The sequence below is a fragment of the Microbispora sp. H10949 genome (assembly GCF_014161435.1).
Classification (GTDB): Bacteria; Actinomycetota; Actinomycetes; order Streptosporangiales; family Streptosporangiaceae; genus Microbispora; species Microbispora triticiradicis.
Genome location: NZ_JABBWZ010000010.1, coordinates 181,704 through 196,205, shown reverse-complemented (window position 1 = coordinate 196,205; position 14,502 = coordinate 181,704). Strand labels below are relative to the sequence as shown.

Annotated in this window: 13 protein-coding genes and 1 pseudogene; 8 read left to right on the top strand and 6 right to left on the bottom strand. The window is 72.3% G+C overall.

What is annotated here, in order from left to right; genetic code table 11:
* Positions 1-5 precede the first annotated feature (5 nt).
* The 3 genes from HHX40_RS25980 to HHX40_RS25970 form a co-directional block, all read right to left on the bottom strand.
* Positions 6-2,273, bottom strand: a complete 2,268-nt coding sequence (locus HHX40_RS25980) for an FtsX-like permease family protein (protein WP_310738280.1) — start codon at positions 2,271-2,273, stop codon at positions 6-8.
* Positions 2,274-2,325: 52 nt separating this feature from the next.
* The gene (locus HHX40_RS25975; protein WP_117410234.1) at positions 2,326-3,072 is read right to left on the bottom strand and encodes an ABC transporter ATP-binding protein; all 747 of its coding nucleotides are present in this window, start codon (positions 3,070-3,072) and stop codon (positions 2,326-2,328) included.
* Positions 3,073-3,156: 84 nt separating this feature from the next.
* Positions 3,157-3,672 (bottom strand): PadR family transcriptional regulator, encoded by a 516-nt coding sequence (locus HHX40_RS25970; RefSeq protein ID WP_138462220.1) that lies wholly within the window; start codon positions 3,670-3,672, stop codon positions 3,157-3,159.
* Between the two features lie 132 nt (positions 3,673-3,804).
* On the opposite strand from HHX40_RS25970, the gene HHX40_RS25965 reads away from it, so the two are divergent.
* The 7 genes and pseudogenes from HHX40_RS25965 (at position 3,805) to HHX40_RS25935 (ending at position 11,179) form a co-directional block, all read left to right on the top strand.
* Positions 3,805-5,067, top strand: coding sequence for an ABC transporter substrate-binding protein (locus HHX40_RS25965; RefSeq protein ID WP_182882696.1), 1,263 nt, complete (start codon positions 3,805-3,807; stop codon positions 5,065-5,067).
* A 2-nt stretch (positions 5,068-5,069) separates the two neighbouring features.
* Entirely contained in the window at positions 5,070-6,410 is a 1,341-nt protein-coding gene (locus HHX40_RS25960; protein ID WP_182882695.1) for an ABC transporter substrate-binding protein, read from the top strand.
* A 301-nt stretch (positions 6,411-6,711) separates the two neighbouring features.
* A pseudogene (locus tag HHX40_RS25955) lies at positions 6,712-7,961 on the top strand (ABC transporter permease subunit).
* Positions 7,958-8,857, top strand: a complete 900-nt coding sequence (locus tag HHX40_RS25950) for a carbohydrate ABC transporter permease (protein ID WP_117409986.1) — start codon at positions 7,958-7,960, stop codon at positions 8,855-8,857. Before HHX40_RS25955 ends, HHX40_RS25950 begins: the two are co-directional and overlap by 4 nt.
* Before the next feature lie 188 nt (positions 8,858-9,045).
* Complete coding sequence (locus tag HHX40_RS25945; protein ID WP_117409985.1) at positions 9,046-9,723, top strand: uracil-DNA glycosylase; 678 nt, start codon at positions 9,046-9,048, stop codon at positions 9,721-9,723.
* A gap of 24 nt (positions 9,724-9,747) precedes the next feature.
* A complete protein-coding gene (locus HHX40_RS25940) occupies positions 9,748-10,098 on the top strand; it encodes a hypothetical protein (protein ID WP_117409984.1) in 351 nt (116 codons plus the stop codon).
* 235 nt (positions 10,099-10,333) lie between these two features.
* The gene (locus HHX40_RS25935) at positions 10,334-11,179 is read left to right on the top strand and encodes an LLM class flavin-dependent oxidoreductase (RefSeq protein ID WP_182882694.1); all 846 of its coding nucleotides are present in this window, start codon (positions 10,334-10,336) and stop codon (positions 11,177-11,179) included.
* A 96-nt stretch (positions 11,180-11,275) separates the two neighbouring features.
* Here the strand turns inward: HHX40_RS25935 and HHX40_RS25930 are convergent, their stop codons facing one another.
* The 3 genes from HHX40_RS25930 to HHX40_RS25920 all read right to left on the bottom strand — a co-directional run bounded on the left by HHX40_RS25930 (position 11,276) and on the right by HHX40_RS25920 (position 13,924).
* A complete protein-coding gene (locus HHX40_RS25930; RefSeq protein WP_182876692.1) occupies positions 11,276-11,818 on the bottom strand; it encodes an MOSC domain-containing protein in 543 nt (180 codons plus the stop codon).
* A 167-nt stretch (positions 11,819-11,985) separates the two neighbouring features.
* Positions 11,986-12,855, bottom strand: coding sequence for a hypothetical protein (locus tag HHX40_RS25925; RefSeq protein ID WP_182882693.1), 870 nt, complete (start codon positions 12,853-12,855; stop codon positions 11,986-11,988).
* 136 nt (positions 12,856-12,991) lie between these two features.
* On the bottom strand, positions 12,992-13,924 hold the full coding sequence (locus HHX40_RS25920; RefSeq protein ID WP_182882692.1) for an NADP-dependent oxidoreductase: 933 nt from the start codon (positions 13,922-13,924) through the stop codon (positions 12,992-12,994).
* 134 nt (positions 13,925-14,058) lie between these two features.
* Between HHX40_RS25920 and HHX40_RS25915 the strand changes: the two genes are divergently transcribed.
* A complete protein-coding gene (locus HHX40_RS25915; RefSeq protein ID WP_182882691.1) occupies positions 14,059-14,466 on the top strand; it encodes a winged helix-turn-helix transcriptional regulator in 408 nt (135 codons plus the stop codon).
* Positions 14,467-14,502 lie beyond the last annotated feature (36 nt).

The following is a 14,502-nucleotide window of genomic DNA, read 5'->3' as shown; positions in this document are numbered from 1 at the left end:
TACGCTCAGCGGGCGGTGACGGGCACCTGGGCCCGCGCCGCCCGGCGGGCGGGGATCAGGGCCACCAGCGACGCGGCGCCGATCGCGATCAGGAGGGCGGCGGCGAGCATCCCGGGCGTCGGCGCGCGGCCGATGCCCGCCCCGACGCCGCTGCCCCGGCCCTCCAGGTCGATCAGCGCCCGCGACCAGAACGCCCCCGCCGCGGCCCCGGCCACGACCCCCACCGCGGCCGGCAGACCGGCGGCGGTGACCAGGGTGGCCGTGACCTGGCGGGGGGTGAGGCCCATGGCCTTGAGCACCGCCAGGTCGAGAAGGTGGTCGCGCAGGCCGAGGGCGCTGGCCGTGAGCAGGTTGGCCAGCCCGATCAGGGCCAGCACGACGACCAGCGCGACGATGATCACCCGGACGACCGCCAGCCGCTCGGCCGGGTTCACCGCCCGGGAGACCTCCAGCCCCTGCTCCTGCAGGCGTGCGCGCACCTGCTCCGCGTCTGCGCCCGGCCGCAGCACCAGGGCGTAGAACCCGGGCGGCAGCGCGTCCTTCGCCGCCAGGCTGTCCAGCCCGAACGACAGCACCTCGCCGTCCTGCTCGGGCTCGATCACCCGGCCCACGATCCGCACGATCAGCGGCGTGCCGCCGATCGTCATCCGGACCCGGTCGCCGACCCGCACACCGAGCAGGTCGAGCAGTCCCTGCCCGGCCACCGCCTCGCCCCGGTCGGCGAACATGCGGCCCTCCACGACCGGGAAGGGGTACGGGTCGGAGGAGAGGCCGAGGGCCCGGGTCCGCACGGTCCTCGTCTGCCAGGGCACGAGCGCGTCGAGTTCGGCCCCCGGATACGCCGCGACCACGTCCGGGTCGGCCATCACCCGCTGCCGGGCCTCCTCCGCGGTCATGTCGCCCGGCCGGATGCTCAGCGCCGCGGCCTGTCCCACCCTCTCCGGGTGGCGGCCGAAGTCGTCCAGCGTCGCCCAGCAGCCGAGCCCGATGGTGATCAGCATCATCGGCAGGGCCACCCCGCAGGCTGTGAGCGCGGCGGGCGTCCTGCGGGTGAAGGCGTCCCTCGCGCCGAGGACGAGCGCGGGCGGCAGCCGTACGAGCAGGGCGACCCTGGCCAGCCGGGACAGGCGCCCGCGCGGCGGCGCGGCGGGGGCGGCCGGGAGCGGCGGGACACGCCCGCCTCGCCAGGCCGGGACCAGGACCGCCACCAGCACCGCCAGCGCCGTCCCCGCGACGATCGCCGCGAGGGGCCCGGCCGACAGCGGCACCGCGACCGTCTCCCCCATCGCGTACGCCGTGACCAGCCGGGCGGCGAGCACGCCGAGGGCGATGCCGAGCAGCCCCAGGGTGCCGTGCTCGGCGAGGAGCATCCGGACGACCTGGCCCCGGGTGAACCCGAGCGACTTGAGCGTGGCGATGTCGCGTAACTGGGTCAGCACCCGGCCGCCGGCGGCGTTGGCGAGCGCGAGCGCGGCGGCGACGAGGCCGGCGGCGCCGAACAGCGCGAGCAGCAGGCCGAGCAGCCGGTCGTCCAGCTCCATGGAGGCGCGCACCTCGCGCCAGGTCGTCACCCGCTGCACCTGGTTGCGCAGTGTGAAGACCGCCCGCTGGACGACGAGGTCGGTGTCGGCGGGATCGGCCAGCCGCAGCCCGGTCACGGCCTCCGTACGGCCGGGCGCGGGCTCCACGACGTCGAGGGTCTGGCCGAGCGTCCAGGCCAGGCCGGGGGTCCACTCGGGGTAGAAGCCCTGGTCGCCGCTCTCGGCCAGCCCGGCGACGGTCAGCCGGTGGGTCGCGCCGTTCAGGCCGGTGACGGTGAACGGGCTGCCGGGCCGCAGGCCGAGGGCGCGGGCGAACGACCGCTCGACGACCACGCCGTCCGGGCTGCGCGCGTCGAGCCAGCGGCCCTCGCGCGGCAGCGGGCGCGCCACGGAGGTGAAGGCGGCCGGGGTCTCCCGCAGGGTGATCGGCACCCGCCGCCCGCCGGTGGCGAGCGTGGCGGGCGCGCTGCGGTACGGCCCGGCCACGTCGGTCACGCCGGGCAGCTCGCGCAGGGCGGACACGTCGGGGACGTCCTTGCTGTGGATCCAGATGTGCGCGCCGTGGCCGCGCTCGAACAGGCCCCGCCAGGGGTTGGTGCCGCCCTCCAGCAGCGTGGCCGCGACGATCAGGGCGGTGACGATGCCCGCGACCGCGAGCACCGTGAGCGCCGCCTGGCCCCGGCGGGCCCGCAGGTCCGCCCGGATCCAGCGCAGCTCCGCGCTCCTCGGCACGGTCAGGTCACCCCCTCGCGGTCGTCTCGTGGCTGCCCGGAGCGCATCCGGTTCAGCTCCGGAGTTCGACGACGTCCCCGGCCCCGCCGGGCGGCCGCCGGCGCACGCGGGGGATGGCGCCGTCGTCGACGATCTGGCCGTCGAGCAGGCTGACGACGCGGTCGGCCATGCTCGCGACGCGCGCGTCATGGGTGACCAGCACGATCGTCTGCCCCTGGCGGTGCACGCGCCCGAGCAGGCGCAGCACGTCGCGGGTGTTGCGGCTGTCGAGGTTGCCCGTGGGCTCGTCCGCGAGCAGCAGCCGGGGCTGGTTGGCGAGCGCGCGGGCCAGCGCCACCCGCTGCTGCTCGCCCCCGCTGAGCTGCGCGGGCGCGGCGTCCGCCCGGTCGGCCAGGCCCAGCTCGCCGAGGAGGTACTCGCGCCGCTCGCGGGCGTGCCGGGGCGAGGCGCCGCCGAGCAGCGCGGGAAGCTCGACGTTGTCGGCCACGGTCATGTTGCCGACGAGGTTGAAGAACTGGAAGACGAACCCGATCTGCTCCCGGCGCAGCACCGCCCAGCCGCTCTCCGACAGCGTGTCCGCCCGCCTGCCGTCCAGCCAGATCTCGCCGCTGGTCCGCGTGTCCAGGCCGCCGATCATGTGGATCAGGGTGGACTTGCCCGATCCGGACGGCCCGGTGACCGCGACGAACTCCCCCGCCTCCACCGTCAGGTCGACCCCGCGTACGGCCGGCACGGGCAGCCCGCCGGTCTGGTAAATCTTGACCAGGTTGACCACCCGGACGACGGGTGTGTCCGACATACCGCCCACCCTAACCGCGCCGCGCCGCCGCCTCGCCCGCGTCGCGCCGCACCGGATCGTGATTGGGCGCGCCCGGCCGCGGGATCACTGCAGCTCCTCCTGGCAGCGCTCCAGCCAGTCGAGGTCGGCCTGCAGGTGGAGCATCGCGCCCTCGATGAGCAGGAGGGCCGCGCGGTTGGCCGGATCGGTCCGCTCGGCCAGCTCGGCCAGCTCGCCCAGGTCTCTCATGAGCGAAAGGTAGTGCCGGCGCTGCCGGTTCACCAGGGCCATGCGGTCGGCCAGTCCCGTCAGCGGGGCGAGCACGAGCTTCATGAAGAACTCGTCGCGGACCCGGGGGCCCTCGGTGGGCTCGTCCACCCAGGTCTCCAGCGCCTCCCGCCCGGCCGCGGTGATGTAGTAGACCTTCTTGTTCGGCCGGTTGGCCTGCTCCACGTCGACCGCGCGGACGTACCCGTCCTTCTCCAGCCGGCCCAGCGTCACGTAGATCTGGCCGATGTTGGGCGAGGGATAGGCGATGCCGAAAATCGTCTCAAGTGCCTGTTTGAGCTCGTACCCATGGGCAGGTTCCTTCGCCAGGAGCGCCAGCAGCGCCTGCCGCACGCGCCCACCCCCAGACCGTCAGCAGTTACCGGAGCGTTACCCGCCCATCCGTTGACGGTCACATTATCGCTATGCATAACATGCATGCACCTACCTAACACGTATGTAACCGTTTTTTCACGCGGAGGCCATATGGTTCGCCGAGCCGTCGCCGTCCTGGCCGCCTTCCTGGTGGCCGGATGCGCGGGGCTCACGGACACCGGAGCCGGCCCCACGACCGGCACCGGCGGCACCGGGCCGATCACCCTCGCGATCGGCCGCGACACCACCGCCTACCTCCGCCCGCTGCTGGACCGGTGGAACCAGGGCCACCCGGACGAGCGGGTCACGCTGCTCGAACTGCCCGAGGCGTCCGACGAGCAGCGCGCCCAGATGGTGGCGAACCTGCAGGCCCGCAACGACGTGTACGACGTGCTCGCGCTCGACGTGATGTGGACCGCCGAGTTCGCCGACGCCGGGTGGATCGTGCCCCTCGACCGCAGCCTGTTCCCCCTCGACAAACTGCTCGGAGGGGTCGCGGACACCGCGATCCACCGCGACCGGCTGTGGGCGGCGCCGTACACGAGCAACGCCGGGTTGCTCTACTACCGGTCCGACATCCTGAAGAAGGAGCACCTCAAGCCGCCCAGGACCTGGGCGGAGCTGCGCGACCAGGCCAGGCGCCTGGGCGCGAAGTATCACATCGGGGGGTACGCCGGGCAGTTCCTGCCGTACGAGGGGCTGACCGTCAACTTCGCCGAGGCCGTCCAGTCGGCGGGCGGGTCCATCCTCAGCCCGGACGCCCGCACGGTCACGATGGACCTCGGCAGCGCGCGGGCCGCGCTCGGCTTCCTGGTCGGCGGCGTCAAGGAGGGGTGGATCCCCCGCGAGGCGCTGACGTACAAGGAGGAGGAGTCGCGGCTCGCCTTCCAGGAGGGGCGGCTGCTGTTCGCCCGCAACTGGCCCCACGCGTACGGACCGGCCACCCACTCCCCGCTCGCCGGGAAGTTCGCGGTCACCCGCCTGCCCGGCCTGAACGGGCCCGGGTCCAGCTCGCTCGGCGGCTACAACCTCGCCGTCAGCGCGTTCTCCAAGCGGCAGAAGTCGGCCCTCGACTTCATCCGCTACTTCACCGGCCGGGACAACGAACGGCTCGTCCTCACCGAGGGGTCGTTCCCCCCGGTCTGGGCGGACCTGTACGAGGACCCGGAGCTCATCAGGCGGTTCCCCTACCTGCCCGTGCTCAAGGAGGCCATCCTCTCGGCGCGGCCCAGGCCGGTCACCGCCGGTTACAACCAGGTCAGCCTGGTCATCTCCAGCGCCGTGTCCGGCGCTCTCGCACTCGCCAAACCCGTAGACGAGACCGTCGCCGACCTGAAACAGGGGCTCGGCGAGGTCATCCAGCCCGGAGGATAGATATGCGGAAACTTCCCCCCATCATGGTCGCGTGCCTCGCTCTCGCCGCCGCCGCGGCGTGCGGCAGCGACTCCGGCGGCGACACCGGCTCCGGCAGCGCGCCGGCGGCCTCGGGCGCCCCCTCGGCCGCCGGAGGCGACAAGCCCCTGGCGGGAGAGAAGATCGAGATCGCCGCGAAGTGGACCGGTGACGAGCAGGCCAACTTCGAGAAGGTGCTGAAGGCGTTCGAGGAGAAGACCGGCGCCACCGTCACCTACGCCTCCACCGGCGAGGACACCGGCGCCTACCTCGGCCCCCGCATCGAGGGCGGCAACCCTCCGGACGTCGCGATCCTGCCCCAGCCGGGCCTGGTGCAGCAGTACGCCGACGAGAACGCGCTGAAGCCGCTGAGCCCCGAGGTGCAGGCGCAGATCGACCAGAACTACACGCCGTACTGGAAGGATCTCGGCTCGGCCAAGGGCGAGGTCTACGGCGTGCTCGTCAAGGCGGCGCACAAGTCGCTCATCTGGTACCGCCAGGGCGCCTTCGACGACGCCGGGGCGCAGCCCGCGTCCACCTGGGACGACCTCATCAAGAACGCGCAGACGCTGAGCGACTCGGGCGTCGCGCCGTTCGCCCTGTGCGCGGCCTCCGGCTGGACGCTCACCGACCTGTTCGAGAACGTCTACCTCTCCTCCGCCGGCCCGGAGAACTACGACAAGCTGGCCAAGCACGAGATCCCGTGGACCGACGCCTCGGTCAAGACGGCCCTGGAGAAGATGGCGCAGATCTTCGGCAAGAAGGAGTTCATGCTCGGCGGCTCGTCCGGCGCGCTGCAGACCGACTTCCCGACCTGCGTCACCCAGGTGTACGGCCAGAAGAAGGCCGCGATGGTCATCGAGGCCGACTTCGTCGCCGCCTCCGTCGGGCAGTCGGGCGCGAAGGTCGGCGAGGACGCCAAGATCATGCCGTTCCCCAAGGCGGGCGACACCGCACCCGTCGTCCTCGGCGGTGACGTCGGTGTGGCGATGAAGGACACCAAGGGCGCGATGGCGCTGCTCGAGTTCCTGGCCAGCAAGGAGGGCGGCGAGGTCTGGGCCAAGCAGCCCGGTTACCTCTCCCCCAACCGCAACGTCTCCCCCGACAACTACCCCGACGACCTCACCAAGCAGCTCGCCCAGACGATCATCTCGGCCGGTGAGTCGGTGCGGTACGACATGTCCGACCTCGCCCCCAGCGCCTTCGGCGGCACCGACGGCAAGGGCGAGTGGAAGGACCTGCAGGACTTCCTCCGCAACCCCTCCGACGTGAAGGGCGCGCAGGAGAAGCTCGAGGCCGACGCCGCCAAGGCCTTCAAGAAGTAGAGGGGGGACGGCCGTGACCGAACGGTTGGACGGCCCGCAGGCCTCCGGCGGCGACGACTCCGCCGCCGGGGCCTCCTCCGGACCGCACGACACCCCCGCGGAGTCCGTCCAGGGCTCCGCCGACCCGGCCCCGGCGGAGCCGTCCGCGCGCCTGGGGACGGCCGAGGCCGCGCCGGACGAGCCGCCCGCGGGCCCCGCGGCGGCGGGCTTCCCGACCGCCGCCCCGCCCGGCGCCGTCGCCACGACCGGCACGGCGACGTCCCCGCCCGCGCGGCTGGGACCGTCGCCGCGGCTGGCGGTGATGTTCCTGCTGCCCGCGGTGCTGCTGCTCGCCGCGTGGATGATCTATCCGCTGATCTACTCGATCTGGCGCAGCCTGTACGACGCGACCGGCGGCACCTTCGTCGGGCTGCGCAACTACATCTCGATCTTCACCGACTCCGGGACGCTCACCACGATCAGGAACAACATCATCTGGGTCGTGGTGGCCCCCGTCATCGTCACCGCGCTCGGCCTGATCTCGCGGTGCTCACCGAGCGCATCCGGTGGTCGACGGCGTTCAAGCTCGTGCTGTTCATGCCGATGGCCGTCTCCCTGCTCGCCGCGGGCGTCATCTTCCGCCTCGTCTACGAGCAGGACCCGGACAAGGGCGTCGCCAACGCCATCATCACCACCGTCCACGACACGTTCTCCGCGAGCGCCGGCTATCCCGGCGCCCGGCCCCGGGACAACGACCAGGCGCCCGCGGTCGCGCAGGGCGGCGCGGTGGTGACCCGGCAGCCGGCGCGGCCGGGGACCCCGGTGCTGATCCCGCTCGTCGGCCTGACCCAGGACGTGGTCAAGGACGCCGCGCCCGCCAAGGCCGCCACCGGCGGAGACGGCCTGAGCGGCACCGTGTGGCTCGACGTCGTACGCGGCGGCGGAGGCACGCTCAACCAGGTCGACCCGCAGGAGAAGGGCTTGGCCGGCGTGACGGTCGAGGCGGTCTCCGGCGGGGTGGTCAAGGCGACGACCGAGACGGCCGCCGACGGCACGTTCCGCTTCGCCGGACTGCCCGCCGGGTCCTACGACGTACGGCTGCCGCAGTCGAACTTCACCGCGCCCTTCAACGGCATCACCTGGCTGGGCCCGTCGCTGATCACTCCCGCGATCATCGGCGCGTACATCTGGGTGTGGGCCGGCTTCGCGATGGTGCTCATCGCCGCGGGCCTTTCGGCGATCCCGCGCGACGCCCTGGAGGCGGCCCGCATCGACGGCGCCACCGAATGGCAGGTGTTCCGCAGGATCACCGTCCCCCTGCTCGCGCCGGTCCTGCTGGTCGTCTTCGTCACGATGATCATCAACGTGCTGAAGGTCTTCGACCTGGTGTTCATCATCGCGCCCGGCTCGGTGCAGCCGCAGGCCAACGTGATCGCGCTGGAGATGTGGCGGGTCTCGTTCGGCGGCGGCGGCAACCAGGGCATGGGAAGCGCGCTGTCGATCTTCCTGCTCCTGCTGGTGGTGCCCTTCATGATCTTCAACATCCGCCGGTTCAGGAGGGACGAGCGATGACGACCCTGGCCGAGCCGGCCATCGAGCCGAACCCCGCCTCCTCGATCCGGCGCGGGGTGGTGTCCCGCGTCGCCGACCGCCTGGGCGGCGGCCTGGTCCAGGTCTTCCTGATCCTGGTCGCGCTGTTCTGGCTGCTCCCGACCCTGGGCCTGCTCGTCGTGTCGCTGCGCGGCGAGACCGACAACAACTCGTCGGGCTGGTGGACGCTGTTCACCAAGCCGGCCCAGCTCACCGTCGAGAACTACTCCAACCTGCTCGCGTCGGGCTTCGGCTCGTCGTTCTGGAACACCGTGCTGATCACGGTGCCCGCGACCCTGCTGGTGATCGGCATCGCCGCCATGGCGGCGTACGCCTTCGCCTGGATCGAGTTCCCCGGCAGGGACACGGTGTTCCTCGTGGTCATCGCCCTGCTGGTCGTGCCCGTGCAGATCGCGCTGATCCCCATCGCGAAGTTGTACGGTCTCCTGGGGATCTTCGGCTCGATCCTCGGGGTGGTGCTGTTCCACGTGGCCTTCGGCCTGCCGTTCGCCATCTTCCTGCTGCGCAACTTCTTCGCGGGCATCCCGCGGGAACTGCTGGAGGCGGCGCGGATGGACGGCGCGCCGGAGTGGCGGATCTTCGTCACCGTGGTGTTCCCGCTGGCCAAGCCCGCGATCGCGTCGCTCGGCATCTTCCAGTTCCTGTGGGTGTGGAACGACCTGCTCGTCGCGTTGGTGTTCGCCGACACCGACAACCAGCCGATGACGAAGGCACTGCAATCCCAGATGCGGCAGTTCGGCACGAACGTGGACATCCTCGCGCCGGGTGCGTTCCTGTCGCTCCTCGTCCCGCTGGTGCTGTTCTTCGCCTTCCAGAGGTACTTCGTGCAGGGCATGCTCGCGGGTTCGGTCAAATAAGGCCGGCCGGAGGCCCCTTCCGGGGCCTCCGGAACCTCCGCATCAGATCGGCATACCGGGGAAACGTCCCATCTGTGGCAGGCTGTACGAGAAGAACGTCGGATGCCCGCTTCACGGGGGTAGGCGGGCATCCGATCTTTCCGCCGCCGGGCCGTACGGGGCCGGAAAAGCCGATAGAGTCCGCGGACATGTCAGGACGTCCGTTGCAGGAACTCGTGGAAACCGGATGGGCCGAGGCCCTCGAACCCGTGGCCGGGCGCATCGCCGCCATGGGCGACTTCCTCCGGCAGGAGATCGCGGAAGGCAGGCAGTACCTCCCGGCGGGGGACAACGTGCTCCGCGCCTTCCGGCAGCCGCTGAGCGAGGTCCGGGTGCTGATCGTCGGCCAGGACCCCTACCCCACCCCCGGCCACCCCGTCGGCCTGAGCTTCTCCGTGGCCCCTGACGTGCGGCCGCTGCCGGGCAGCCTGGTCAACATCTACAAGGAGTACACGGCCGACCTCGGTCATCCCCTGCCGTCGAACGGCGACCTCACCCCCTGGACCGAGCAGGGCGTGCTCCTGCTCAACAGGGTGCTGACCGTGATGCCGGGCAAGCCCGCCTCGCACCGGGGCAAGGGCTGGGAAGAGGTGACCGAGCGGGCGATCACCGCCCTGGTCGAGCGCGGCGGCCCGCTCGTCGCGATCCTGTGGGGCCGTGACGCCCGCAATCTGCGCCCCCTGCTCGGGCAGGTGCCGTGCGTCGAGTCGGCCCACCCGAGTCCGCTGTCGGCCCGCAGCGGGTTCTTCGGCTCCCGTCCGTTCAGCCGTGCCAACGCCCTTCTGGAGCAGCAGGGCGGAACACCGGTCGACTGGAAGCTGCCGTGACGGCCCACCGATAGGATCACCACCATGAGCGATGGAACGGACACCGGTCGCTATCTGCGGCTCACCGTCGACCTGGTGGTCGAGGTCCTCGACGTGGACGCGCTGCAGGCGGCGGCGCTCGCCGAGATCCGCGACCCCCAGGCCGAACTGGACGACGCCGAGCGGCAGGAGCAGATCGAACTGGTCAACTCCGACGAGACGGGCGCGGCGGCCCTGCAGTGGCTGATCGAGCCCGATCACGTGCTCGGCCTGGTCGAGCACGTCACCGAGGTCGAACCGCGGGAGGCGATGCTCGGGGTCGAGCCGTCGGACGGCATGCTGGAAGACGAAGACGACCACGATCACGACCACGATCACGACGAGCCCGGCCACTGATCAGCCGTACGGCTCACGGCGCGGGCCGCGCCCGTCTCCCGGCGCGGCCACGGCGCGGTGAAGGACGACGACGGGCGTCAGGGGGAATGCGGTTGCCCGGCGGACCGCGTACGTCGTAAGGTCGGGCCACTCTGAACCGGGCACTCCCCAGAAGTACGCCGCAGAACGGGGAGCGTATCGCGAAGGCCCTGAGAGGGCAGCACGTTCTGTCCGCACGCCCTTTCGGAGGCAACTCATGAACGTGGGTCTCGGCCTGCCCGTCACCGATCCCGAATCCCTGCTCGACTGGGCCCGGCGCGCCGACGCCGGTCCCTTCACCACCCTCGGACTGCTGGACCGTCTGGTCTTCGACAATCCCGAGCCGCTGGTCGCCCTCGCCGTCCTCGCCGGCGCCACCTCCCGCGTACGCGTGCAGACCGAGGTGCTCCTCGCGCCGCTGCGCGAGACCGCCCTCCTCGCCAAGCAGGCCGCGACCCTCGACCGCCTCACCGGCGGGCGCCTGGTCCTCGGGCTGGGCGTCGGCGGCCGCGAGGACGACCACCTCGCCGCCGGCACCGACATCCGCACCCGGGGCCGCCGTCTCGACGCGCAGATGGCCGTCCTGCGCCGCGTCTGGGCCGGTGAGCCGTACGGGGAGGGGGCCGGTCCCATCGGCCCGGCGCCCGCCCGTCCGGGTGGCCCGGAGATCCTTTTCGGCGGGTTCAAGCCCGCCGCCCTCCGGCGGGTCGGCCGCTGGGGTGACGGCTTCCTCTGCGCCGCCGCGCCCTCCTGGGCCGGCCCGCTGTTCGAGACCGTCCGTACGGCGTGGCGGGAGCACGGGCGGGACGGCGCCCCGCGCATGGTCGCCCAGATCAACGCCGCGCTCGGGCCCGAGGACGTGATCGACGAGGCGCGCCGGGCCATGGCCGTCTACTACCGGTTCACGGAGGCGGCCGACCACATGGTCGCCGGAATGCGCACCACCCCGGCCGAGATCCGCGAGGCGATCGCGCGGTTCGAGGACCTCGGCGCCGACGAGGTCATGCTGTACTGCCACGGGCGCGACCCGGACCAGGTCGGCCGCTTCGCCGACATCCTCTGACCGGCCGGCCTCCGCCGGGCGGCTCCGGTGATGGCGGGGCCCGGCGATGCCGCAGGGTGTCAGCACTCGCTTAGGCCGGCGGGCGAGCCGGAGGCGTCAGACCGGCTGGAGCGGGTGGTGGGGACCGGCGGGCAGCTCGACGCGGATCGGGTCGCCCGGCCGGACCTCGCCGCCCGTCACGACGACACCCATGATCCCGGCCTTGCGCACCAGGTTGCCCTCCTCGTCCCGGTCCAGCACGGCCTTCATCAGCCCGTCCTGGAAGCCGTTGAGCTGGCCGCAGGGGTTGCGCAGGCCGGTCACCTCCACGACGGCCGACTCGCCGAGGTGCAGCCGCGTCCCGGTGGGCAGCCCGAGCAGGTCCACGCCCCTGGTCGTGACGTTCTCCCCCATGTCCCCCGCCCGTACGGCAAAGCCCGCGTCACGCAACTCGTCGTGCAGTTCGGCGTGGACGAGATGCACCTGGCGGAGGTTCGGCTGGTCCGGATCGCGGGCCACCCTCGACCGGTGCTTGACCGTGGTCCCGGAGTGGGCGTCCCCCTCGACGCCCAGGCCGGCCAGCAGCCTGACCGAGTCCAGAGGCGCCTTGCTGAAGGTGTGGGTCGCGCTGCGGCTCACCGCCGTGACACTTCCGGTCATCTCCGTTCCTCCTTCGCTCACCCGAGCATGCTCGCATCCGTGTGCGGGCCCGGGAAGCCGGTCGGACCGCCGCTCCTCGCCCCGCGCCCGTTTCCCGGTGTGCGCCAATCGTCCCGGCTTCGCACGACGCGCCACGACCGGGCGCGCAGCGATCGGGAGCGCGGGCGTCAGGAGCTCAGCAGCTCCTCGCGGCGGCGGGCGAGGGACTCCTGCTCCCGCGCCAGGTGACCGCACCGGGCGGACAGTTCGTTGACCATTCCCCCCACCCATTCGGCCACCTCCCGCACCGCCTCCCCCGTACGCGCGATCCGCTGGTGCTTGATGGCGTCGGTGATGATGTTGTCGAAGAAGACGTCGGCGAACCAGCGGGTGTCGACCTTCGGCAACTGGGGCGCGGCGGCGACGCCGATGTCGGCGAGCTCCCGCGAGAACCGGTCGAGCGCGCCCTGCGCGTGCCAGGCCGCCTCGTCGGCCTGACGCAGGTGCCCGTGCTCGACCATGTCGGCGAAGCCGCCGCCGCTGAACATGTCCCAGGTCGAGGCGCCCCGCGCGCCCCCGAGATGCCGCAGGACGTAGCCGACCGCCTGGCCCGCGGCCGCCCCCGCCTGCCGCGCCTCCTCGTGCTCGCGCAGGTCCGCGGCCACGTTCGCGAGCCGCGCGGCGACGTCGGAGAGCTCCCGCCCGCGCGGGTCGCCCGACTCGACCAGCATCCGTTCCTTCCGCGCGAGCAGCACCTCCAGCTCGTGGTGGGGGTTGCCGAGCTCCGCGAGCGACTGGTCCGTGGTGCGCAGGTCACCGCTGAGCCACTCCAGGCGGGACCGCTGGCCGCCGACCCGCTGGCGGGCCGCCACCGCCTCGGCCCGTTCCCGGGCGAGGCGCTCCTCCTTGTTCCCGGTCAGACCTGCCAGGAAGCCGGCGAAGCCGCCCTGCTCCAGCTTGGCGACGTCCCGGTCCTCCTTGGCGAGCTGCCGTTCCAGGTCCGCCAGGACGCCACGGACCTCCTCGATCTGGGTCAGGAGAGTCGCACGCTGCCGCATGAGCTGATCCCGGCGGCGGGCGCGGTCCCTCGCGTCACGGATCTCGTCGTCGATGGCACCAAAAGGAATCACATCTCACAGACGTACGAAAACCGCCCTGATGTTCCCACCCCGGCACCGCGCCGGTCACCAGGCGTCAGGGCACCAGCACGATCTTTCCCGTGGTCCTGCCGGCCTGTCCCTGCTCGTGGGCCCTCGCCGCCTCGGCCAGGGGCACGGCCAGATCCACGTGGACCGTGAGCCGGCCCGCCTCGACGAGTGCGGTCAGCTCCGCCAGATCGGGCGCCGAGGGACGCACGGAGACGATCTGAAGCCGGACGCCGAGCGCGGCCGCCTCCTGCGGGGTGATGCCCGGGTTTCCGCCCACTGCCGAGACCAGCAGGCCTCCCGGTTTCAGGGTGGCCGCGGAGCGCTGTCCGTACTCACCGCCCACCAGATCGAAGACCACGTCAACCGGCCGGGCGGCCGTCACGAAGTCCTCCGCGGTGTAATCGATCAAGGCGTCGGCACCCAGACCACGCAGGAACTCGTGCTTGTCCGCCCGGGCGGTGCCGAGGACGTACGCCCCGCGCGCCTTGGCGATCTGGACCGCGAGGTGACCCACTCCCCCGGCGGCGCGGTGGACGAGCACCCGGTCGCCCTCCTTGATCCGGGCGATGCCGACCAGCGCCTGCCACGCGGTGAGACCGGCCAGCGGCAGCCCCGCCGCCTGCGGGGCCGTCAGCCCGGCCGGCCTGCGGACGATCTCGTTGTGCGAGGCGAGCACGTACTCCGCGTACGCGTTGCCGGCCGCGGGGAAGCCGAGCAGCCCGAGCACCTCGTCTCCCGGAGCGTAGGCGGACACGCCCGGCCCGGCCTCCTCGACCACGCCCGCCACGTCCCAGCCCACGGTGAACGGCGGGTCGCCGAGCAGGGGGAAGGCTCCCGCCCGGACCGCGGCGTCGACGGGGTTGTACGCCGCCGCCTCCACTCTGACCAGGACCTGCCCCGGGCCCGGCTCGGGCCGGTCCACCTCGGTCACCCGCAGGACGGACGGCTCCCCGAAGGCCGACTGCGTGACTGCTCTCATCGTCTTCTCCTCACTGCCGGATCGGCCGGGGGCCGACCTGCGTGGCCGGCCCCCTCATCGCGATCAAGCGTGGACGACCCCGTATCCCGTGGAAAGAAGGCACCTTTCCGGTATATAGGTACCTCGTGGAAACCATGTCACGACTGCTTCCCCGGGGCGCGGCAGACGCGTACCTGCGCGACTGCGCCTCCCGGAAGGTCCTGGACAGCATCGCGAACAAGTGGACCTGCCTGCTCGTGGACGCCCTGCGCGACGGCCCGGTCAGATTCGGGGCGCTGCGGCGCAAGCTCGACGGGATCACCCAGAAGAGCCTCACCCAGACGCTGCGCGCCATGGAGCGCGACGGGATGGTCGTCCGGACCATGTATCCCACGATTCCTCCCCGGGTGGAGTACGAACTGAGCGACCTCGGGCACAGCCTGGTCGTGCTCATGGAGGGCATCCGGGTGTGGTCGGAGACGCACGTCGGCGAGATCGAGGCCGCGCGGGCGGCCTTCGACAGCCGGGCCACGGAGGAACCGCAACCGGTCCGGCCCGGCTGACCGCGCCCACTCGGTGGTCGCATGCCCCGGCCGGCC